20 protein-coding genes and 1 pseudogene are annotated in these 22567 nt (G+C 65.1%); 7 read left to right on the top strand and 14 right to left on the bottom strand.

Going from position 1 to position 22567, the window contains the following annotated elements:
• Nucleotides 1-11 precede the first annotated feature (11 nt).
• The 4 genes from JWS14_RS14370 to JWS14_RS14385 are packed head-to-tail and all read right to left on the bottom strand — an operon-like array spanning nt 12 to nt 4190.
• Complete coding sequence (locus JWS14_RS14370; RefSeq protein ID WP_206013576.1) at nt 12-1025, bottom strand: DUF7064 domain-containing protein; 1014 nt, start codon at nt 1023-1025, stop codon at nt 12-14.
• A gap of 31 nt (nt 1026-1056) precedes the next feature.
• The gene (locus JWS14_RS14375; RefSeq protein ID WP_206013577.1) at nt 1057-2364 is read right to left on the bottom strand and encodes an MFS transporter; all 1308 of its coding nucleotides are present in this window, start codon (nt 2362-2364) and stop codon (nt 1057-1059) included.
• A 36-nt stretch (nt 2365-2400) separates the two neighbouring features.
• Nucleotides 2401-2946 (bottom strand): hypothetical protein, encoded by a 546-nt coding sequence (locus tag JWS14_RS14380; RefSeq protein WP_072937116.1) that lies wholly within the window; start codon nt 2944-2946, stop codon nt 2401-2403.
• Nucleotides 2946-4190, bottom strand: a complete 1245-nt coding sequence (locus JWS14_RS14385; protein WP_206013578.1) for a phosphotransferase family protein — start codon at nt 4188-4190, stop codon at nt 2946-2948. Before JWS14_RS14385 ends, JWS14_RS14380 begins: the two co-directional genes overlap by 1 nt.
• A gap of 352 nt (nt 4191-4542) precedes the next feature.
• On the opposite strand from JWS14_RS14385, the gene JWS14_RS14390 reads away from it, so the two are divergent.
• The 4 genes from JWS14_RS14390 to JWS14_RS14405 all read left to right on the top strand — a co-directional run bounded on the left by JWS14_RS14390 (nt 4543) and on the right by JWS14_RS14405 (nt 8408).
• Nucleotides 4543-5337, top strand: a complete 795-nt coding sequence (locus JWS14_RS14390; RefSeq protein ID WP_072937114.1) for an enoyl-CoA hydratase-related protein — start codon at nt 4543-4545, stop codon at nt 5335-5337.
• Nucleotides 5338-5426: 89 nt separating this feature from the next.
• On the top strand, nt 5427-6563 hold the full coding sequence (locus JWS14_RS14395) for an acyl-CoA dehydrogenase family protein (protein WP_072937113.1): 1137 nt from the start codon (nt 5427-5429) through the stop codon (nt 6561-6563).
• Nucleotides 6564-6592: 29 nt separating this feature from the next.
• Nucleotides 6593-7489, top strand: coding sequence for an SDR family oxidoreductase (locus JWS14_RS14400; RefSeq protein ID WP_072937112.1), 897 nt, complete (start codon nt 6593-6595; stop codon nt 7487-7489).
• A 100-nt stretch (nt 7490-7589) separates the two neighbouring features.
• The gene (locus JWS14_RS14405; RefSeq protein ID WP_206013579.1) at nt 7590-8408 is read left to right on the top strand and encodes a PaaI family thioesterase; all 819 of its coding nucleotides are present in this window, start codon (nt 7590-7592) and stop codon (nt 8406-8408) included.
• A 267-nt stretch (nt 8409-8675) separates the two neighbouring features.
• Here JWS14_RS14405 and JWS14_RS50065 read toward each other — a convergent pair.
• The 4 genes and pseudogenes from JWS14_RS50065 to JWS14_RS14420 all read right to left on the bottom strand — a co-directional run.
• Nucleotides 8676-8809: pseudogene (locus tag JWS14_RS50065) on the bottom strand (4-hydroxy-2-oxovalerate aldolase); the annotation flags it as partial.
• Between the two features lie 19 nt (nt 8810-8828).
• Complete coding sequence (gene tcuA, locus JWS14_RS14410) at nt 8829-10316, bottom strand: FAD-dependent tricarballylate dehydrogenase TcuA (protein ID WP_206013580.1); 1488 nt, start codon at nt 10314-10316, stop codon at nt 8829-8831.
• Nucleotides 10317-10389: 73 nt separating this feature from the next.
• The gene (locus JWS14_RS14415) at nt 10390-11559 is read right to left on the bottom strand and encodes an acyl-CoA dehydrogenase family protein (protein ID WP_095862152.1); all 1170 of its coding nucleotides are present in this window, start codon (nt 11557-11559) and stop codon (nt 10390-10392) included.
• 25 nt (nt 11560-11584) lie between these two features.
• Entirely contained in the window at nt 11585-12490 is a 906-nt protein-coding gene (locus JWS14_RS14420; protein WP_095862151.1) for a VOC family protein, read from the bottom strand.
• 307 nt (nt 12491-12797) lie between these two features.
• On the opposite strand from JWS14_RS14420, the gene JWS14_RS14425 reads away from it, so the two are divergent.
• Nucleotides 12798-13670 carry an alpha/beta fold hydrolase gene (locus JWS14_RS14425; protein ID WP_095862150.1) on the top strand — a complete coding sequence of 291 codons (873 nt, stop codon included), beginning with the start codon at nt 12798-12800 and terminating at the stop codon, nt 13668-13670.
• A gap of 107 nt (nt 13671-13777) precedes the next feature.
• Here the strand turns inward: JWS14_RS14425 and JWS14_RS14430 are convergent, their stop codons facing one another.
• Entirely contained in the window at nt 13778-14557 is a 780-nt protein-coding gene (locus tag JWS14_RS14430) for an IclR family transcriptional regulator (RefSeq protein ID WP_241031670.1), read from the bottom strand.
• 345 nt (nt 14558-14902) lie between these two features.
• Between JWS14_RS14430 and JWS14_RS14435 the strand changes: the two genes are divergently transcribed.
• Complete coding sequence (locus JWS14_RS14435) at nt 14903-16087, top strand: flavin reductase (RefSeq protein ID WP_257015661.1); 1185 nt, start codon at nt 14903-14905, stop codon at nt 16085-16087.
• Nucleotides 16088-16122: 35 nt separating this feature from the next.
• Nucleotides 16123-17502 (top strand): SLC13 family permease, encoded by a 1380-nt coding sequence (locus tag JWS14_RS14440; protein ID WP_206013582.1) that lies wholly within the window; start codon nt 16123-16125, stop codon nt 17500-17502.
• A gap of 78 nt (nt 17503-17580) precedes the next feature.
• Here the strand turns inward: JWS14_RS14440 and JWS14_RS14445 are convergent, their stop codons facing one another.
• The 5 genes from JWS14_RS14445 to JWS14_RS14465 all read right to left on the bottom strand — a co-directional run bounded on the left by JWS14_RS14445 (nt 17581) and on the right by JWS14_RS14465 (nt 22565).
• Complete coding sequence (locus JWS14_RS14445) at nt 17581-18615, bottom strand: phosphotransferase family protein (protein WP_095862146.1); 1035 nt, start codon at nt 18613-18615, stop codon at nt 17581-17583.
• Nucleotides 18616-18651: 36 nt separating this feature from the next.
• The gene (locus JWS14_RS14450; protein WP_072937109.1) at nt 18652-19503 is read right to left on the bottom strand and encodes an enoyl-CoA hydratase/isomerase family protein; all 852 of its coding nucleotides are present in this window, start codon (nt 19501-19503) and stop codon (nt 18652-18654) included.
• A 5-nt stretch (nt 19504-19508) separates the two neighbouring features.
• Complete coding sequence (locus JWS14_RS14455) at nt 19509-20318, bottom strand: enoyl-CoA hydratase/isomerase family protein (RefSeq protein ID WP_095862145.1); 810 nt, start codon at nt 20316-20318, stop codon at nt 19509-19511.
• Nucleotides 20319-20402: 84 nt separating this feature from the next.
• A complete protein-coding gene (locus JWS14_RS14460) occupies nt 20403-21593 on the bottom strand; it encodes a CaiB/BaiF CoA transferase family protein (RefSeq protein ID WP_206013583.1) in 1191 nt (396 codons plus the stop codon).
• Entirely contained in the window at nt 21594-22565 is a 972-nt protein-coding gene (locus JWS14_RS14465) for an EamA family transporter (RefSeq protein WP_072937106.1), read from the bottom strand.
• Between the last annotated feature and the right edge of the window lie 2 nt (nt 22566-22567).

A 22567-nucleotide genomic window follows, 5' to 3' on the forward strand; every position in this document is an offset into this window, starting at 1 on the left:
CATCACGCCGGTCAGACGGAGACAAGTCCGCGAGTGTCGGCCTGGAACCGACCGAAGCTCCTGTTCAACTCGGACAGGTGCCGAGTACTCATGACGACCCCGTACCCGTCCCGGCCCTCGCACGTCCACCGCATCAGGGCGTTGTGCACCATAGCGGTCGGCGCCGCGATCCAGGGAGCCCCGACGTTGGGCGTGGCCTGGAGCCGGAACTTCTTCCCGCGCACATCGGTGACCGTCATGTCGATGCCGGTACACACCATTCCCAGGTGAGTGCTGGTCATCTCCAATTCGTCGGTGAGCCCGTAGACTTCACCGTCGTCCATCACGTATCCGTGCGAGAGTTGGAACGCGTCCGGGTTTGCCGCCTCGGGATTCCAAGGACAGATCATGTGGAAGGCGAGGTCCTCACCGAAGGTCGCGGAGACGATATGGTTCGGCTTCCCTGCCTTCATCGGGTCACGCGGCCCCCAACTCCGGTCCATCCGCTCGATGGAGTCCACGACGTACTCGCGGCCGCGAACGATCATCGTCCCGGTCGCATGCCCGGTGGCGTCCCCGTGCCCGACGGACTTGTGCGCTCCCGACTCGAGGTCGGCATGGATATCGGGAGCCGCGCCGGCCTGCGGGCTGTGCTGTGGATCATGAATGTCGAACGGGTCCATGAGATTCACCCAGTCGACGTGGATCTCGGTGCCGTCGTCGGCGACGTAGTCGATGCGGAACTTGCGCGGTGCGTCCACGGCATCGATCGACAGCCCGATCGGCGATTCGATCCGCGTGAAGGATGCCGGCGCAGGGAGATGCGGATTCTCGTTGTAGTGCAACAGTTCCGCGCGCGTGTCGGTGAGCGAACCGCAGACCATGATCTGGTTCCACATCACCCCGAGACTGGGGCGCACATTCGTGTAAATCAGGGTGTAGAGATTCGCCTCCGGTATGACGATCGGAAACAGGATCGTCTCGACCCACAGATGGTCGGCCTCAGGGGGATTCTGGTACTCGAAATGCTCGGCGTCGAATGCCATTGTTCTCATTCCTCAGTTCTGAGTGGTTGGTCTAGTGGGCTCGGGATCGTGCAACCGTGCGCGCCGCGAAAATGCCGGCGATCACGGTGAGTGCCACGACGGCCATCGCATAGAAGGCCGGGACGGTCGAGCCGCCGAGTCCGGCGAGTGCCGCCAGGATGATGGGGGTGGGGCCGGCGAAGAGAGTTGTCGACATCTGCCACCCGAGAGACAAACCCGTGTACCGGGTGTCGGTCTCGAACATCTCGGACAGCAAGGGTGTCACCGCCGCGATGTTCGCCGCGACGACGGGCGTGACGACCACCATCGCGGCGACCGCGAGTGGCAGCACCCCGCTCGACAGCATCACGAGGGACGGGTAGATCAGCACGATCAACGTGGCCGACGAGACGAGCAGCTGCGGGATCCGCCCCACTCGGTCGGACAGCCGGGCAAAGGGCAGCACCGCAGCGCAATACGCCACCAGACCGACGAACGTAATCAACTGTGCATCAGCGGCGGAGAAGTCAGTGAACTGCTTCAGCGCGGACGGCATGTAGATGAAGTACAACGCCATCATGCACGAGTTGGTCGCCGCGATGCCGATACCGATGAGAACCGAACGGTAGTCCCGTCGCAGCGTCGTGAGCAGCGGTGACTTCTGCACCCGCCCCTCCCGGGAGAGGGCGGTGAACGCCGGGGTCTCCTCGAGCCTGTAACGGATGTACAGGCCGATCAGCCCCAGTGGCAGCGACAGCAGCAGCGGCAACCGCCAACCCCACGACGACATCGACTCGGGCGACAGGGTGCGGGTCAGCAACATCGCCGTTCCCGATCCGAACAGCATCGCGCCGCCGACGGTCAGCGAGATGAATCCGACGAAGAAGCCCCGCCGGGCCGGTGGCGCGAACTCCGCGATGAGCGACGTCGCCCCGCCGTACTCGCCTCCCGCGGAGACTCCCTGCACGAGACGCAGCACCGTCAGGAGAACCGGTGCGGCAAGACCGATCTGGTAGTACGTGGGCAGCACTCCGATGCCCGCCGTGGCGAGCGTCATCAGGGTGATGACGACGGAGAGGACCGTTCGCCTGCCGTACCGGTCACCCAGCGGCGCGAAGATCACCGCACCGAGGGGGCGCGCCATGAAGCTGGCGGCAAAGGCACCGAAGGTCAGCAACAGGCTGACGAACGAGTTTCCGGTGGGAAAGAAGGCTTGCGCGATGTACGTCGCCACGTAGCCGTAGATGACGAAATCGTAGTACTCGACAAAGGTTCCGAAACTGGCGGCGGAGATCGCGCGCCGACGCACGGCTGTCGAGACCGTACTGTAGGGGGCGGTGGTGATCACCTCGGATGACATGTTTTCTCCTGATCCATGAGGCAGACGGTGCGTTGGCTAGTGCGCGCGGGTGGCGGTCTGGGCTCCGAGCAGAGAGCGGAGCGGCGGGACCGTATGCGGGTCCGGATCGACACCCTGAGGGAGGAACCACGACCGCTGCAACTCGACGAGTGGTCGTGAGTGTTGGAGCACGATGCGGCTGACCTCGGCGCCCGTGTCCGGGTCGGTGGTGCGCGCCGATCGGACGATCCCGGCAATCGCACGCGTCAACTCGTCCGTGGCCCGGTCGAGTTGTCCGTACTCCGGAACGGCGAGCAGATCGGTGCGGCGCGCATTCTCGAGTGCGTCCGCGAGCAGTGACCGGGCAGCGTGATCGACCTTCTCGTGGTCGCTGAGCCGTTCAGCGAGAGCGAGATACGTTCGGAACTCGTACTGCTTCCGCGGATACTCGTGGTGTGCGCGGTCGCGGTAGAAGTCGAGGACACCGGCGATGACCCTCACCTGCTCTGCGGCCAGCGAGTTCGATTCGCCCAGCGCCGGTGTCACCGTCATGCGGAGGGAGCGGGCGGCAGCGTCGAACGTGTTCGCGGATTTGTTCACCATTACAGAACCTCCTCGAGATCCTGGCCGAGTTGATGGGCCATCAGATATCCGGTCGCCTCGAGTCCCGTCAGCAGAACGTCCTGGTGGGTCTTCCCCAGCTTCGAGACGCGGTAGGCCGAGCCCAGCGCGGTGACGACGGACTGGTATTCGTTCAGAATCCGGTAGAACGTCAGTTTCTCCGGATCGACGGTCAGGCCGGACGCCTGCTCGTACATCTCGAAGAAGACGGCGGTCGGCAGCAGTCCGGTCGCGAGGAATGCGGAACCGTCCTCCGACGGATGGCCGAACGGGTACAGCGTCGCCCATGCCAGGTCGCGGTGGCGGTCGCCGAGGAAGCTGCGCTCCCAGTCGAGAATGGCCGTGATGGATCCGGTGTCCTCGTCGAACAGGAAATTTCCGCCCCGGTAGTCGCCGTGGACGAGACTGACACGGTCGAGAACAGGCAGGTTGTCCTCCAGCCAACCCGCCGCCACATCGAGCAGCGGAAAGTCTTCGCCACGGTCCTCCTCCCACACCCGCCTCGCCCGATTCAACTGCCACAGTGCGCTCTCGGTACCGGCTACGGCGGGCTTCTCGTAGTGATCCAGCTTTGCCGCCGTCACGTCGAGCGTGTGAATGCGTGCCAGGAGATCGACGAACTGCGGCGCCAGGACTTCTCGGAGTTCGGGACCGAAGTTGATCCCGATGCCGGCGATCCGGCTCTGGGCGCGGCTGGGCTTCGCGGATCCGTGCACCCACGTATAGACGAGCGCCGGCTCCGGGAACCACCTGCCGTCCTCGTCGACCCACCGGACCGTCGGCACGGGCACCGTTCCGGCGAGGGCGTTGATCACCTCGAATTCCCGCATCCGGCTGGTGGCGTTCAGGGACTCGGGCGGCTCCATGCGCAGGACCAGATCCTCGGTCACCTCACCGGCTACGGAGTCGTCGTAGCGCAGCGTGAAACCCATCTGAATCTTCGACGCCCCACCTGTCAGCCACCGCGCGTTTCGGACCTCGAACCGCGAAGACGACAGTACGTCCCTCAGCATGTTCTCGAGCGCCGCGGTGAGAAGGTCCAGATCGAAGCTGCGATAACCCTGGCCCGCCCGCCGCTCCATCTTGCGGGTCAGCATCCGGTCGTATTCGGTTTCGGTGGGGAACCGCGCGCGAATCCCCTCGATGACGTCCGGCGTGGGCTCGTCTCGATCGGAGTCTGCGATCAGTCCGGGTATCTGCCGATCCCGTTGGATGGTTGCACTCATGATTTCCTCATCACGCTCTTGGCGGGTCACGCCGTGACCGGAGCGCTACAGCACGGCTCTCCGGGAGATTGGGGCTTGCGAGTCGGGTGGTCGTCACCTCGACGACCCGAACACTAATGTGACCGGGCACACACGTACAGAAGGTTCTGCTGTGCAGAGGATGGGGACGCGACGACCAGGCCTCGGACGAATACTGCAGACCTTCGCTCCGACATCACTGCAGGTCACAGCGTTTTTCACCGTCGCTCTTGAAAACGCTCGTTATCAGCGCTACGTTCGTCATAAGGTAAGACCAAAACAACTTCGCGGGTGGCTCACGCTCCGCGGGCAGCATGAAAGGACCAACAGGTCGATGAGTGACTTCACGGATGTGACGTACGAGGTCGAGGACGGACTCGCCTGGATCACGATCAACCGGCCCGAGCGGTACAACGCGTTCCGCGCGCGGACGGTCGACGAGTTGGTGAAGTCGTTCAAGAAGGCGTGGGGCAGCTCCGAGGTCGGGGCGATCGCGCTCACCGGCGCCGGGGAGAAGGCGTTCTGCTCGGGTGGCGACCAGAAGCAGCGGATGGAGACCGGCGACTACGGCCCGTCCGACAGCGGCCTGTTCGAGGTCGAGGCTCTGCACCGTGTGATCCGCGACGTGCCCAAGCCCGTGATCGCCGCGGTCAACGGTGTCGCGGTCGGTGGCGGGCACGTGCTGCACCTGCTGTGCGATCTGTCCATCGCCGCCGAGCACGCGATTTTCGGGCAGAACGGGCCGCGCGTGGGATCGTTCGACGCCGGCCTCGGCACCGGCTACCTGGCGCGGGCCATCGGCGAGAAGCGGGCGCGTGAGATCTGGTTCCTGTGCCGCCGCTACAGCGCCGAGCAGGCCCTCGACTGGGGATTGGTCAACAAGGTGGTGCCCGGTGACCAGTTGCGGGCCGAGGTTCGGGCGTGGGCAGACGAGATCCTGCAGCTGTCGCCGACGTCGCTGAAGGTGCTCAAGCAGTCACTCAACGCCGACACCGAGCACTTCATCGCACAGGGCAACATGGCGTACTCCACGCTCAAGCTGTTCGGTGAGTCCGCCGAGGCCATCGAGGGAATCAGCGCGTTCAACGAGAAGCGCAAGCCCGACTTCTCCAAGTTCCGCGGGGCCTGACGGATCGGGGAGGCGGGGCGTACGCGCCTCGCCTCCCGCCCGCCGCGTCGACCGAAGCCCACCCCTCACGCGAGAGAGCATCCGCCGCTATGCGTTTCACTAGAGAGCAACGAGAGTTCGCGGTCGCCGTCCGCGAGTTCTGCGCCGCCGAATGCAAGACCCTCCAGCAACGCGACCTGCTGACCGAGGGCGGCACCCTGGCGAACAGCCCCCTCATCCTCGACAAGTTCGCCGGCCTCGGCTGGCTCGCCGTCTCGCTGCCGGAGGAGTACGGCGGTGGCGGCGCCGGAATGGTCGAGGAATGCATTTTCCTCGAGGAATCCGCCCGCGGCCTCGCACCTATCATCGCCTACTCCACCGGTCTCACCGCCGCGCAGACTTATCTTCGCTACGGCACCGAGGAGCAGAAACGCACCATCGTCGGCAACATGGCGGCGGGCAAGCTCGAGGCGATCGCCCTCAGCGAGCCCGGCGCCGGCTCCGATCTCGGGGGCGTCCGGATCAAGGCGGAACTGGTCGACGACCACTACGTGATCAACGGGCAGAAGACGTGGATCTCCGCGGCCCACATCGCCGAGCACATCCTCCTCCTGGCCCGGACCGACACGACCGGCAACAAGCACCAGGGCCTGACCCTGTTCATGGTGCCGGCCGATGCGCCGGGGCTCGAGATTCACGAGATCAAGACCATGGAGGCCCGGACCTGCAACGACCTGTACTTCACCGACGTCGCGGTCCCGGCGAGCGCGGTCGTCGGCACACCGAACCAGGCGTGGCGCCACCTCATGCGCGGACTGAGCGTCGAACGCCTCATCATCGCGACGATGGCACTGGGCGGCGCCCAACGTTCGCTCGACGACCTGATCGCGTTCGTCACCGAGCGTGAACAGTTCGGCCAGAAGATCAGCAGCTTCCAGGCCATCCGGCACCGGATCGCGGACCTCGCGACCGACATCGCCTTCGCGAAGTCCTTCGTGTACGAGGTCGCCGAGCGGATCGATGCCGGCGAGGAAGACACCCTCAACCGCGAGGGCTCGATGGCCAAGCTGAGATGTACCGAGATCGCGAAGAAGACCGCACTCGAGGCGATGCAGATGATGGGCGGCTACGGCTACACCCGCGAGTACGGCATGGAGGAGCAGGTCCGCCGTTCTCTGGCACCACCGATCTACGGCGGCACCAACGAGATTCAGCGCGAGATCATCAGCAAGAGCCTGGGCCTGTAGCCCTCGTTCCCCATCGTAAGGACCATCGCATGACCACCTCTCCCTTCACCTCCGACGCCCTCGCGGGCAAGCGCGTCCTCATCACCGGCGGGGGCACCGGACTCGGCCGCGGCGTCGCGCGCCACCTCGTGGACCACGGCGCCGAAGTCCACCTGTGGGGCCGCCGTCCCGCCGTACTCGAGGAAGCCGCGGCGGAGGCGTCCGTGTCCCGGCCGGGTTCGGTCCACTGGCAGACCGTCGACGTGCGCAAAGCAGATCTCGTGTCGGCCGCAATGGACGAGATCTGGACGCTCCACGGTCCGCTCACCGGCGTGATCAACAACGCCGCCGCGAACTTCATCGCCCCCACCGAATCACTCAGCCCGCGTGCCTTCGAAGCCGTCACCTCCACCGTGATGAACGGGTCGTTCAACACCACTCACGCCGCGGGCCGCCGCTGGATCGACGGCGGGACCAAGGGCGTCGTCCTGTCGACGCTCACCACCTGGGTCTGGAGCGGCTCCGCGTTCGTCGTCCCGTCCGCGATGGCGAAAGCTGCCGTGCACTCGATGACGATGTCGCTCGCCGTCGAATGGGCGCGGTACGGCATCCGCCTCAACGCGCTCGCACCGGGACCGATCCCGACCGACTACGCGTGGGAGATGCTGAACCCGACCGAAAAGAGTGCAGTCGGCGCGACCCAGGCCGACCAGGTGCCGATGGGCCGGATGGGCACGATGGAGGAACTCGCCAACCTCACCATCTTCCTGCTGTCGGACGCCTGCGACTACCTCACCGGCCAGACCATCGCCATGGATGGCGGCCAGATGCTCGCCGGCCCCGGCACTTTCGCCGGCCTGACATCGATGAGCAACGAGGACTGGGCCACCGCCCGGGAAAAGAGCAAGGCCGCCAGCGAAGCCGCGAAGTCGCAGCGCGGAGTCTGACCCCTCGCAGACCGGGCCTGCCAGTCGGTGACGACAAGTCCCGGCCGGCAGGCCTTTCTCATGTGCGCCCGTAGTCCGCGCCGTATCCGCCGAAAGAGACATGACAACCGACAATCTCCAGGCACTTCCGTTCATCTCGGCGGGTGCCGAAGCACTGTTCCGTGTGGCTCCCGTGATCGGCGACGCCACGCGTGGCGAGTCTCAGATGCAGACCGGACCGTGGATGTCCGACGAACGCGGCCTTCCGTGCCGCGGCGCTCTCGGCGTCCTGATGGACGACGTTTCGGGATACCCGATCGCCGCCCGCGCCCCGGCCGGACATTGGGCCGTCACGACTGAACTTCACCTCGACTTCTCACGAAACCCGGCGCTCGACGGTTCGATCCTCCATGCGGAGAGCCGAGTCGTCACGTCCGACGCGGATGGCGGCCTTGCAACCGGCCGGGTCGTCGACGAGTCCGGGCGGGCAGTGGCCATCGCCAGCGCCCGGCTCCGGTTCGTCGCCGCGGAGATGCCGACGGCATCCGCTCCCGATGACCGACCCCCTGTCGGACCGAGCGCATCCTCGATCGTCGAACTGCTCGGCGCCCACCACCGACGGGACAACGCCGCCGCAGGGCTGGAACTGGAAGCCGCGGAATCGCACTGCAATCCGCTCGGCAACGTCCACGGCGGCATACTCCTGTGCGCCTCCGAGATCGCCGGCAACTCCGCGGTAACACCGGAGGCGGAGTTCCAGACGACCTCGATCGCCATGGCGTTCGTGCGCCCCTGCCCGGGCACCGAGCCACTCACCTTCGCTCCCCGGGTGATCTACCGTGGCCGCAGCTTCGCCGTCGTCCAGGTCGCCGCGCGCAATCGAGCCGGAAAGACCTGCACCACAGCGACGGTCACGTGCCATCGCACGCAACCGCTCTGACTTCCTGCCGCACGCATGGGCCTTTCAGCTGAAGAAGATGCGACGGAAAAATACTCGCTCCGCCTCGATGGGCAGTCCCGAATTCGTAACAGCCGAGTTCAACCCGAATCTTCGTCGGCTCCCTGTTCCCAAGCAACAAACTTCGGCGGGAAACGTGACAACGACGTGCGGCCGGCGCCCCGACGTGTCGAGCCGCCCGAATGCCTGACACTTCCTCGGCATCGTCTTGCATGGCGAACAGGGTCTCTGTTGTGCTGTCAGTCCCGCTGGTCCGTGACCACGATGACGGAGGTGCCCGGCCAAGGAGGCGTCGATCCTTGTGACGCCTTCCTCGACCTCGACGATGGAATTGGCGACCGACATCGACAGGTTCTCGTTGGGGCGTGGATGCCGATCTCCGTGAGCTGAGTGCTGTCGACCTCAGCGTGGTGCGCGTGCAGTGTCCGCTGAGTGGTAGCCGGCGATCCGACCGAACACCGATCCGTTGGTCAGTCCGGCCCCACCGGGGTAGTTGAAGTAGAAGATGCCACCCACCAGCTCGCCGGCTGCGTAGAGACCCGGCATCGGGTTCATGTCGGTGTCGAGCACCTGGGCGTCTTTGTTGATCCGCAGGCCACCGAAGGTGAACGTGATACCGCAGGTGACCTGGTACGCCTCGAACGGACCTTCGTCGAGGGTGTTAGCCCAGTTGGTCTTGTTCACCGGTAGGCCACTGGTGGAGCGACCGTCCTTGACGTTCGGGTTGAACTCGGTGTTCGTGTCGACCGCGGCGTTGTAGGCCTGGAGCTCGGCAAGGAAGCCGTCAGGATCGACACCCTCGAGCTTCACGGCCAGTGCTTCGAGTGTGGGCGCGGTGACCTTGGTGACCTCGCGGATCCGGTACTCGTCACGGAGAAGGTGAGTCACCTTCTGGTCGAAGATCTGCCAGGCGAACTGGTTGGGCTGCTCGAGGATCCGGCGTCCGTACTTGGCGTAGGTGTAGTTGCGGAAGTCAGCGCCTTCGTCGACGAAGCGCTGGCCGTGGGCGTTGACGAGAATGCCGAACGGGTAGCTGTGTTTCTGGAAACCGTCACCGACGGCGAGGTCGCCGAACTCTGGGGCGTTGCGTTCCCAGCCAACGGCATGGCAACCCGACCAGTTGCCTGTCGGGCTCGCACCGATGTCGAGGGCCATCTTGTGGCCGTCGCCGGTGTTGAACATGGTGCCGCGAACCTTGGCCAGGTCCCACGACGGGCCGAGGTAGCGGGTGCGCCATTCCGTGTTGGCCTGGAATCCGCCGCTGGCGAGGATGACCGCGTCGGCCTCTTCGTTGCGGGTCACGCCGTCCTGAGAGACGGTCACGCCGGTGATGCCCTCGTCGCCGTGGATGAGCGAGACAACGCGGGCACCGTACTCGATCTTGATGCCCTCGCGATCGGCAGCTTTGGTGAGATACTCGACCAGTCCGGGTCCGCCGCCGTTGACCTCGACGGTCAGTCCGCCCCAGAACTTGAACCTCCCATCCACCTTGAATGCCTGGCGTCCGTAGATCGGCATGAACTTCACACCCTGGTCCTTCATCCAGGACAGGGTCGGGTAGCTCTGGTCGACGAGGATGCCGGCGAGGTCGGGGTCTGTGCGGTACTCGGTGACCCGCGCGAGGTCGTCGAGGAAATTCTCGGTGGTGTACGAGCCGAAGTCGGTGTTGGCGGCATCGTCGTCGGTCAGGTCGGGCATCAGTTCACGCAGGTCGTCGACGCCGTTGTAGGCGACGCGCATGGCGCCGGCGGTGAAGGCGGTGTTGCCGCCGCGGCGGGTCTTGTCGGCGCGTTCGAGAACGAGGACCTCCGCGCCTCGTTCGCGTGCGGCCAACGCTGCGCAGAGTGCCGCATTTCCGGCTCCGACGACGATCACCCGGCGTGTAGACATGGATCAACCTCTCGATGAGATAGTTATGGAATATTGTTGTTGCGAAATGTGATTCGAAATCGGCTACTGATGTTCAGTAGCGGGCGGTCGGCGGCAATTCGTGCCCGAACAGATTGAGCCCGTACTGGACATACGTTGGGGCTGTCGTATTCATCATGTGATTCATCGCTGCGTGGGCGTCCCGCCACATCCTCTGGATGGGGTGCGAGGTGTGCAGTGCCGCACCACCGGTGTTGACGAACAGACGGTCAGCGGCCTGCACTGCACGGGCACTGGCGTTCACTTGGTTGCGGCGCACCTCGATCCGGAGATCCTTCGAGATCGTCTCGCCCTGTGCAGCGAGGTCGTAGACGCGGTCGATGTCCCAGAGAAAGTGCTGGATGGACGCCTGAATGTCGGCGGCGGCCTCGCCGAGCACGGCGAGACTGTTCGGGTCTTGGCTGGTGCTCCCCGACAGCCGCGACACCCGCTGGCGGCTGTGATCGATGTACGCCTGCAGCACGCCCTGGCAGATCGCCAGTGTGCCCGCGGTGATCGCGCCGGAGAACATGGTCTGCCGGGGGATCGAATACAGCGGGTTGTCCAGGCCAATGGCCCGAGCGGCGGTACCCGCGATGATCTCCTCCTGGTCGATGACGCGGTGCGCCGGCACGAAGGCGTCTCGGACGATCAGGTCCTTGGATCCGGTGCCACGCAGTCCCATGACCTCCCAGGAGTCGGGGACGATCTCGTAATCGCCTCGGGGAAGGCAGAAATGACGAGTGCCTGCTCCGTCAGGCTTGCCCTCGGCGTCGAGGACCAAGCCGCCGATCATCACCCACTGGCACTGATCCGTGCCGGATGAGAACGACCACCGTCCGTTGAAGATGTATCCGCCGTCGACCGGCTTGGCCCGGCCCATCGGCGCGTACGGCGAGGCCACCCAGGTGTCCTCGTTTTCACCCCACACCTCCTCTTGAAGCTGCGGGTCCGTCTGCGCCAGCTCGTGCGCGTGTACGCCGACGACACCGGCTACCCAGCCGGTGGACGAGCATCGACTGCCCAGTTCGATCAGTGTCTCGAAAAAGTCGCGGGGGTGACACTCGTATCCGCCGTATCGCTTGGGCTGGAGCATGCGCATCACTCCGGTGGAGCGCAGCTTTGCCGCGACTTCGTCGGTGATCTGTCCCGCTGCCTCGTTTTCGGCGGCGTGGTCGCGCCAGAAGTCGGACAGTTCCAGCACGCGGGCCTTTACCTCGAACATCAGTTGCCTTTCGTTGATTCTCTAGCTAGTCGACGTCGGCCGCGGGAAGGAGGTTCGCCACCGGTTCGGCTCGTCGGTGCCCCCAGTAGTGCGCGTCGTTGTAGCGGGCCGGCCGCCACGTTTCATCGACAAGCGTTCCGCCGGTGCCGTATTCGAGTCCGAATCCGGACGGAGTTCGGACGTAGAACGAAAGCATGTCGTCGTTGGTGTGTTTCCCGAAGGTGGTGATCAGTGGTGCTTCACCATCGAGGACCTTGTCGTATGCGCGGCCTACCACGTCGAGATCGGTCACCTCGAGCATCAAATGGCCGACACCCGGCTCGACCCCGTCGAGTTGGGCGAAAGCGAACGAGTGATGTCGCGCATTGCAGCGCAGGAAGAGCAATTCGGCTTGGCGCTTCGGGGAGTCGACCAGGTCGGTGAACTTCATGCCCAGTACGTCGACGTAGAGGTGCCAGTAGGCGTCTCGGTCGCTGACGATTTGCAGTAAGTGGCCGAGCCCGTGCTCGCCGGCAACGAAGGAGGCGCCGTTCGGGGAGGCGAATCGCTCCAAGGATTCGGTCAGACCGTAAAAGATTTCGAGCGAGGCGAGGCCGTCGGGATCGACGAACGAGAAGAGTTCGATGACACCGCGGTTGCGGGCGTGGTCCTTCGATCCCATGGTTGTCACGTAGCCTTCTGCTTCCAACCGTGCTTGCAGGGCTTGTAGTTCCTGAGGGCCTGAGACCTCCCATCCGATCACCGCGATTCTATCGCGGGTGGATCGTCGGACCTCGACGCGATAAATCTTGTTGTCGATCCGAAAACGGAGAAAGCCGTCGAACTCGTCGGCGATCTGCATGCCGCAAAGCGAATTCCCGAAGCGCTTCCACTCGTCATACTGTGTCGTCTCGATGACGACGTAGCCCAGTGCCTTCACACTCGGATCCATCGGGTCCCCCTTCTTGATCGGGGCGGCGGCGCAGTCGTCAGCTGCGCTTTCGCTTGCTGGGTGCCCCGCGGGTCAAGCGGCTCGCGATAAGCGGAGCACCGCCCGCACGAGCCGATGACGGCCGGGACACGAGCCATCCTGCGGCCTGGCCCACGAGAGAACCAGCATTGTGTTCCAAAGCCTGAAACTTTCGATCAACGGCCAGATTGTTCCAAACCTCGGAAACCGAGGATGGTGCTCGAGGGAGGCGGTGCGGCACTCTGCGCGGTGAGAGCAATTCGCCGCGTTATTTCAAGAAGGGTGCATCATGATTCCGTTCACCGAGGAGGCGACCAGCCGGTTCGTTGACACACCCAGTGGGACATTGCACTACCACGAGTACGGGGAAGGGCATCCGGTCGTGTTTCTGCACGGATCGGGTCCCGGGGCGACCGGATGGAGCAACTTCTCGGAGAACATCAGGGCCCTCGGTGCCCACTTCCGGTGCTTGGCGGTGGACATGCCCGGGTGGGGGCGCTCCGCCGCGGTCGGTCCGGAGGATCGGTGCCATCACCGAACCGCGGTTGAGTTCCTCGATGCACTCGGCATCGATTCCGCCGCGTTCATCGGCAACTCCATGGGCGGTGCGACCTGCCTCAAGGTTGCAGCTACCGCACCCGAGCGCGTGACGCACCTGGTCACCATGGGTGCCGGAGGAGGGGGCGCGAAGCTGTTCGGGCCCGGTGACGGACCGACCGAGGGACTGAAGGTCCTCCAGCGGGCCTACCGAGATCCGTCTCCGGAATCGATGCGCGCCCTCGTCGACATCATGACCTACGACCCCGCGCACGCCGGCGACGCGCTTGCCGAAGAGCGATCTCGGAACGCGAAGAGCAACCCGGAGCATCTGGCCAACTTCATCTCGGGTATCGGCAAGGACCGACCGCACCGTGCCACCGATGCCGAACTCGCCACTATTTCGGTGCCGTCGTTGATCATTCACGGGCGAGATGACCGTGTTGTGCACTGGGAAAACGGACTGAAGCTGTGCACCACCATCCCCGACTCGCGCCTGGTGATGATCAATCGATGTGGGCACTGGGCCCAGATCGAGCACGCCGACGAGTTCAACCAACTGGTCTCCGGCTTTGTGGGTGCGAAGACGGTCGAGTTGCCCCGCGAAGATGTTCTCAGCCGATGACCTGCTGACTTCCGGACAGAGGACCAGGTGACCCGACGATAGATCCATCGTCGGGTCACACCGATGTCTACAGGTGGACCACACCGAACCCGCCGGTGGACCGTCGACTATGGGTTCGGAGGAGCATCGTCGTCTTCTTCCTCCTCTGCGGACACCAGCATGTCCGACAACAATCGTGCGTACCGGACAACCCGCTTGGAAAGCTTCGCTTCATCGAAGGAATGGCTTCGTACGGACACCGAGAGCGCCCCGACCGGGCGCTGGCCGCGCATCACGGGCGCTCCGACGCAGCTCACGCCCAGGATCGTTTCTTCCAGGTCGACGGTGTAACCCATGGCGCTGGTCCGGGCCAGCTGGTCGACCAGAAGTTGGGGGGCAACCTTGGAGTTCCTGGTCAGACGGGGGAACGGTGTTGCCGGTACCGCCCGTCGACCTTCCTTACGTATCTGTTCGGCCAACAGTGCCTTGCCCAATGCGGTGGTGGTGATCGGCAGGCGCGCGCCGATCCGAGTCGGGATTGCCACCGAATCCAAGCCGTAGATCTTCTGCGCGATCATGACCTCATTGCCGCGCCTCACGCCGAAGTGGATCACCCCACGTGTCTCCACGTACAACTCGGTCATCAGAGGTAACGCCAGCGCAGGCGGTCCATCCATCCGGCCGAGAATCGAGCTCTGGGCGAGTTCGAAGATCTGCCAGCTCGGCCGGTACTTGAGTCCGTCTCGTTCGAGCATGCCGCTCGCCACCAGGTGTGAGAGCAGCCGATAGGTCGTCGACTTCGGTAGCCCGTTGGCCTCGGCTACCTCGGTGACTCCGAGGGAGGCAAGTTCGCCACGGAAGGAGTCCAGGACGCTGACGGCTTTCTCCACCGAGGTCATCTCGACCATGTCCAAGGGCACGCCGGCGCGAGGGTCCGGACCGGGCCGACCCGGGTCGGTCGGTTCTCCCCAACCTGGATTCCACGGGTAGCTGCGATTGTGGGACATCTTTGTCCTTCCCGACTCGACGAGCGGGCCTTCAAGAAAGTAGTTCAGGGGTACCTGAATATAGGACACAGCATTTCGGTTGAAGAGGCTCGGGCGCAAGCCTCAAAGTTTTTTCCACCCTTTGAAACCCGGTGGTGGTCAGGCTCACATTTACGCCCCTAGTGTTGCGCAGCAGACCGCAGGGCCGAACGAGAGCCGCGGGTAACGAAGGGGATCGACGTGGTCGAAGCGGATGACTTTCGGGAAGTGCTCGGTCACCACCCGACAGGCGTTTCACTCGTGACGAGCTTGTCCGAAGACGGTGACCCCATCGGCATGGTTGTCGGGACGTTCAGCTCGGTCTCGATGGACCCACCCTTGGTGTCCTTCATGCCGATGAAGTCCTCCTACACATGGTCGAGGATGAAGCCGGCCAAACGCTTCTGCATCAACATCTTGGCCGCAGACCAGCAGCAGCGCTGCGGCGAATTCATGAGAGCTTCTGCAGAACAACGATTTTCGAACTGGCGGTGGGACCCCTCACCGCACGGGCTCCCGATTCTCAGCGATGTCATCGCATGGATCGACTGCGGCGTCGTCGACGAAGTGGAGGCGGGCGATCACTGGATCGTCCTCGGTAAGGTCGAGTCCCTCGGTGTGTCCAGATCCGTACCGCCGCTCCTGCACTTCCAGGGTGGCTACGGACGATTCGCGCCCAAGTCTCTCGTTTCGATCCCCGATCACGACATCAGGTTCGGTGTCCGCGACGCCGAGCTCGCCCGCCCGGTGCTCGAGCGCCTCGCCGACGCACACGACGCCGAATGCTCCAGCATCGTCACCATCGGCAACGAAGCCGTGGCCGTCGTCGGCGCAGCTACCGGCCCCAACGTGTCCAACGCCCGCAGGCTCGGCCTTCGGATGCCGCTGGTACCGCCGGTCGGCGACGTGTTCGCCGCGTTCAACTCCCAAGACTTCGCCGACCGCTGGATCGACAGACGGACAGACCGCAGCGAAGCAACCGCGCGGCGACTCCTTGACAGGCTTCGCCTGGTCCAGGACCAGGGGTGGTCGGCGTCAGCGACGGCAAGCGGAATCTACAGCGACCTGGCCCTTCATCAGGCCTTCCGTAACTTCACCACCGGAACCTACACACCGGCCGAGGAGCGGAAAATCCTCTCGGCCGTCGCGAAGTCGACCGAGTACTACTCACCCGACCCGATCACACGCCGATCGCTCTACACCGTCGGATCCCTCGTCGTTCCCGTCCATCACGAGGACGGGCGCGTGCGTTCTGCACTGCGGCTCGGCCAGCTCAACAAGTCCATGACCGGTGCAGAGCTGTTCGCGCTGGCCGACGAGCTCATGGAAGCCGCCCGAGAAATCCAAGCGATCTACCGAACACACGACGGTGCCGGGACGTCCGATCTGCAGGTCGAAATCATCTCGCACTGACGCAACCCGCCCTTCTCCGACTCGAGGAACGAACAATGGGTATTCAAATATTCTCTCTGCTGGTACTGGGTGCAATCATCCTGATCGGCACCTGGAAGACCATTCATATCGGGGTCCTGGCCCTGGTAGCCGCCTTCGGGGTGGGCGTACTCCTGGCCGGCCAATCGATAAAGGAGGTCATGTCGGGATTTCCGGTCAGCCTGCTCATCCTGCTTGTCGGAATTACGTATCTTTTCGCGATCGTGAGAGATTCCGGCGTGATCGATTGGATCGTCCAAAAGACCCTCGCTCTGGTGGGCGGACATGTCTTCGCAATCCCCTGGGTGTTCTTCTTCCTTGCTGCCATCCTCGGTTCCATGGGCTCCTCGCTGACCTCCCTCGCCTTGGCGCCGATAGCCATGATCTTCGCGGGAAAGCACAAACTGCATCCCCTGCTGATGGCGTTGACAATCGTCCTCGGCGGAGGAGCCGGGGGCTTCGCTCCTACCTCGTTGTTCGGAATCATCGCCAACGGAGTCGCAGCCGACAACGGCATCGAGCCCCAACCGTGGCTGTTGTTCGGCGCTGCCTTCGGGATCAATCTCGCACTCTTCGCAGCCGCGTTCGTTGCGCTGGGACTGCGACATCGGGAGAAGGCGGCGACGGCGCCGGGCGACCAAGATGGGGCGGTCCCGACGTGGCCTCTCGGCGGGCCGCTGAGTTCTCCCGGAGGAACAGGTGCGTCCGCATCGCAACCCGATCGTGCACCGACAGCCGTCGCCACCGCTACGCCGGAACGGGCCGACGACGACATCAGCGTCACCAAGCTTTCCCGGTATCAGCTCGTGTGCCTGTTCGCGGTCGCGGCGTTGATGGGGCTCGTCATCCTGTTCATGTTCCTGGACATCGAATCCGATGTCGGGGTTCTCGCCCTTGCGCTGGCTCTGATCATTTCGATGCTCGACCCGACGCGGACGCGAGAGGCCGTCAAGGGCATCGATTGGTCGACGATCCTCCTGGTTGGAGGGATTCTGACCTACGTCAGCGTGATGCAGAGGATCGGGACGGTCGAACTTCTCGGACACGCCGCCGAGTCGGTCGGATCCCCGCTGCTCGCCGCCTTCGCTCTGTGCCTCGTTGCGGCCTTCGTCTCCGCGTTCGCATCGACCACGGGCATCCTCGGTGCGCTGATCCCCCTGGCGGTACCGGTGATCGCGATCGGTGGGCTTCCCGGGTTCGGTCTGATTGCCGCCATAGCCATCTCTTCCAACCTGGTGGACAGCACGCCCTTCTCCTCACCTGGAGCAACGTGCATCGCCAACGCCGAGCCGGGCCAGCGGGCCAAGCTGACCAAGCTGATGCTTGCCTGGGGATTCACCATGATCATCGCCGGTCCCATCATCACGATCTCCGCGTTCGTGGTTCCGGGTATGTGACGAGACCTCAGGTGCGCTGGCCCGGGTCGCGAAACAGAACAACGCCCCCGACCGCACGGTCGCTGGTCACCCTCGTCGTCAGACCACCGACGGCGCCAATCCCGCCGTCCGGTGTGCGGCGTCGAGGAAGGAGCGCACCAGTGCCTCGTCGCGGTAGTACTGGTCGCCGACGCCGGCGACGGCGCGGCGCCGCCCGTATTCGTACAGGACCGCCAGTTTCCACAGGGCCAGTGCCGTGTACCAGTTCAGGTTCGACAGGTCGGCGCCGGTGGCGGCCGCGTACCGCTGAGCCAGTTCGTCCCGGGTCGGGTATCCGTCCTCGAGGACGGCCGTACCGAGGTCCTCGGTCGGTGTGCGTTCCTCCCCCTCGACGGGATACGACGCGAGGAAATAGCCGAGATCGAACAGCGGGTCGCCGATCGTCGCGAGCTCCCAGTCCAGCACTGCGGCAATGCGTCCCGGCGAGTCGGGAGCAAGGATGACGTTGCCGATGCGGTAGTCGTTGTGGATGATCGCCGCACCCGATTCGGCAGGCACATTGGCGCCGAGCCACGCGTCGATGTCCGCGAACTCCGGCGGCGGTGTCCCGTCCTCGGCCGCGACCAGCCTGCCCATGCGGCGCAGGTGACGTTCGTTGAATCCTTCCGGGCGGCCCAGGTCGCCCAGGCCGGCGGCCTGCCAGTCCACCGCGTGCAGTGCGGCGAGCGTGTCGATCAACGCCTCCCCGATCCGGCGGCGGTCTGCCGGCGCGCTCAGCGCGGACGGGGTCTCGGTGGTGACCACCGGTCCGGCGACGTAGTCCATCACGTAGAACGGGACGTCGAGCACCTCACCGGTCTGGCCGACGGCGAGGACGTCCGCCACCGGCACGCCGCTCCCGGCGAGGCCGCCGACGAGACGGGCCTCCCGCAGCATGTCGTGGGCGCCCGGTGGAATCGGCGGAGGCGGCGGGCGGCGGACGATCACCTGACGGACCCCGTCGGACACGAGGAACGTCAGGTTGGAATGTCCGTCACCGATCCCCGCGGTCGTGAGCGGACCCTCGGTGATCCCGCGCTCGCGCAGGAACGCCTCCAGCGCACCGAGCGTATCGGGAGTCCATTCCCAGGTCATGCGCTCGCCTCCATCCATCTCGTCATTCGTTGATTCCTACTGGCCGGTGAAGCGCGGCGCCCGCTTCTCCTTGAACGCCGCAAGCGCCTCCGGCATGTCGGCGCACCGGGTGAGCAGCGCCTGCCCCCGGTTCTCCAACTCCAGTGCCGCCGCATACGACGTCACTTCCTGGTTCCGTTGCAGCGCACGCTTCGACATCCGGACGCCGCCCGGCGAGTTCGATGCGATCGCCTCGGCCACCGCGACTGCCTCGTCGAACAGGTCCTCGCTCGGCACCACCCGGTTCGCCAATCCGATACGGGCGGCTTCCTCCGCACCGACGAAACGCGCAGTGTAGGCGATCTCCGCCGCCCGGCCGGGCCCGACGAGCCGGGTGAGCTGCCACGACGTGCCAAGTTCCCCGACGGACAATCCGACCTTGACGAACGCCGCATTGAACTTCGCGGTGGGCGCCACGAGCCGGATGTCGCAGGCGAGCGCGAGCGACAGCCCGCCCCCGGACGCCGCACCGTGAATCGCGGCGATCACCGGGAAAGGCAGGTGGTGCAGCGCCGCGAGGCCACCGGTCGCGGTCTCCTGGAACCTGAGGAATTCACGCACACCCATTTCGGTGATCACGCTGATCTCGTCCAGGTCGAAGCCCGCGCAGAACACGCGATCGCCCGCACCGCGGATGATCAGCGCCCGCGCGTCCGTGTCGCGCAGGGCGTATGCGACGGTGTTGAACTCCTCGAACATCTTCACGACCATCGAGTTCATCCGCTCGGGCCGATTGATCGTGAGGACGACGATCTTGCCGTCGAGCACCTCGAGGGTGAGGGTCTCCAGCTGCGGCGGCTCGTAGTTGCTCAGCACCGCCGTATTCTCCCGCACTTCGGTCTGCGTCATCTGGCTCACCTTCCCGTGAACTTCGGGCTGCGCTTCTCTTTGAACGCGGCCAGCGCCTCGGGCATGTCGTCGCCACGAGTGAGCAGCGCCTGACCGCGGTTCTCGAGTTCGAGCGCCGCCGCATACGAGGACACTTCCATGTTCGCGTGGAGTGCACGCTTCGACAGCTGGACTCCGGCAGGCGAATTCGCGCTGATCAGGCGGGCCATCGCGAGCGCCTCGTCGAGCAGCGACTCGGCGGGCACGACCGCGTTGAGCAGTCCGAGGGACTCCGCCTCGACTGCTTCGATGAAGCGGCCGGTGTAAGCGAACTCCGCGGCGCGCGCCGGACCGATGAGCTTGGGCAGGTGCCACGACGCCCCCAGGTCGCCGGCCGACAGTCCGATCCGCACGAACGCCGCGTTGAACCGTGCCGCCGGCGAACCGATCCGGATGTCGGCGGCGAGGGACAGGGACAGCCCGCCACCGGCGGCCGCACCGTTGACTGCGGCGATCACCGGGACCCGGATGCTGCGGATCGCCGAGAGAGCCCGCGCGGCCAGTTCCTGCTGGTCCAGCATGCCCATCGGCGTCATCGACGACAAACCGTCGGCGTCGTCGAGGTCGAATCCGCCGCAGAACGCCTTGCCTGCGCCGGTGAGGATCACGACGCGGAGGTCGTGTTCGTGATCCAGTTGCAGCGCAACCCTCTCGAGTTCGACGAACATGGTGTTCGTCATCGAGTTCATTCGTTCGGGGCGATTCAACGTCACGACGGCGATGCCGGGTTCCGGCCGGTCGAGCGTGAACGTCTCCCATGTCGTGGGCTCGGTCACGAGGTCACTCCTTCTCAGTTCGGCGATCCCAGGTGGTCGCCGCAAGTTTTTTGGTGGTGGTCCGGACGCCGATGGTCCGGCAGGTCAGGTCTCCGCGGCGGCCTCGCGCACAGCACCCGAGCGCAGCCACTCGGCGGCACGGCCGGGGTCGATCCCCCAGTCGGTCAGGATCTCGGTGGTATGTTCGCCCGGCATCGGCGGACGGCGATCTACTGCGGCCGCGGTGCGGCTGAAGCGCGGCGCCGGCGCCGGTTGGACGAGACCGTCGACGTCGACGAATGCCTTTCGGGCGACATGATGCGGGTGCGACGGCGCCTCGTCGACCTCGAGAACAGGCGATATACAGGGTGTGAGCCCCTCGCCCGCCTCGAGCCAGTCTGCGAGCGTGCGGCCGCGCACGGCGTCCGCGAAGATCTTCTTCATCTGCGGCCACTGCGAGCGGTCATTCTGCTCCGGAAGATCGCCGGGCAACTCCAGCAGCGCAACGAGGTCGGCGTAGAAATGCGGTTCCATCGCCCCGACGGCCAACCACTTACCGTCCGCGGTCTCGTAGGCGTCATAGTAGGGCGCACCGCTGTCGACGATGTTGGTGCCGCGTTCAGGGTTCCACGTTCCCGTCTGCGCGAACCCGAAGAAGGGTGTCGCAAGGAGTGCGGACCCCTCGACCATCGAGGCGTCGACCACCTGTCCGAGTCCCGAGCGCTGCCTCTCGAACAGCGCCGACAGGACGCCCATCGCGAGAAGCATTCCCCCGCCGCCGAAGTCGCCGATCAGACTGAGCGGCGGGGTGGGCGGTTGGCCGTGGCGTCCGATCAACGACAGGGCACCACTGAGCGCGACGTAATTGATGTCGTGGCCGACGTGCTGAGCGAGCGGTCCGTCCTGACCGAAACCGGTCATGCGGCCGTAGATCAGCCCGGGATTACGTGCGGCGCAGTCGTCCGGTCCGATGCCGAGTCGCTCAGCGACCCCGGGTCGGAAGCCCTCGATCAAGATGTCTGCGTCCGCTACGAGAGAGAGCACCACCGCGGCGCCGTCCGGATGCTTGAGGTCGACGGCGAGCGAGCGACGTCCGCGGTGCAGCAATTCCTTCCGGAAGTCAGCATTCGGCCCCACCAGTCCCGAACCCGTGGCGCGATCCACTCGAATCACGTCGGCGCCCAGATCGGCAAGGAGCATGGCGCAGAACGGACCCGGCCCGATCGAACCGATTTCGATCACCTTCAAGCCCGACAGCGGCCCGGTGAACGAGCGTTTCGAGTCGTCCCGCACCATCTACCCACCTCCTGTCGATCTTTGGTCTGATAATAATACCTTGGAATCGTTCACGGAGGAATACCCCCGACGCCGCGGCCCGGCGTGTGCACTGACGACCAGTACGACCGAAAGCAGTACGACCGCTCCCCCGATGACGAGGACGGGCGTGACGGGCTCGGACAGGACCACCGACCCGAGCGCCACGGCCACCACCGGATTCACATACGTATGGGTGGCGACCAGCGACAGCGGGGCGTGATGCAGCAGCCACGCGTACGCGGTGAAGCCGACGATCGAGCCGAAGACCACGAGGTAGCCGAACGCGCCCCACGCGCGGAGTCCGATGTCACCGTGCAGCCGTTCCCCTGTCGCTACCGACGCGAGCGTCATGGCCGCACCGGCCGCCAGAAGCTGGTACGTCGCACTGACATACACGTCACGAGGCAGCCAGATTCGGGGCTTGATCCACGACCCGAACGACCAGGACACACTGGACAACACGATGACCGCCACGCCGACGAGCGGGAGTCCCGAGTGCTCACCACCGTGCGGCAGCACCAGGACTGCGAGACCGACCAGCCCCACACCGACGCCGGCCAATTCGAGAACCCGTGGACGGTCACCGGACAGCGTGCGGTAGATGCAGATCCACAGCGGCACCATGGCCACGAGGAGCGCCGTCACCCCGGAGGGCACGCCGTGCAGTTGGCCGACCGAGGTCAGGCCGTTTCCGCAGGCGAGTAGCAGCACGCCCAGGAACGAAGCGCCTGCCGCTTCCCGCCAGGTGAGGCGCAGCCGCCGCCGGCCACCGCGACAGGCCAGGAAGGCGGCCATCAGCAGAGCGGCAAGGAGGAACCGCGCACCCATCGAGCCGAGCGGAGGGACCTCGTCGATCACCAGGCGGATCGCGAGATAGATCGATCCCCAGATCACATAGACGAGGAAAAGGGCCAGCGCGATCGCACCCCTCCCGGCACGCCCCGACGTCACGA

Source organism: Rhodococcus koreensis, from assembly GCF_017068375.1.
Classification (GTDB): Bacteria; Actinomycetota; Actinomycetes; order Mycobacteriales; family Mycobacteriaceae; genus Rhodococcus_F; species Rhodococcus_F koreensis.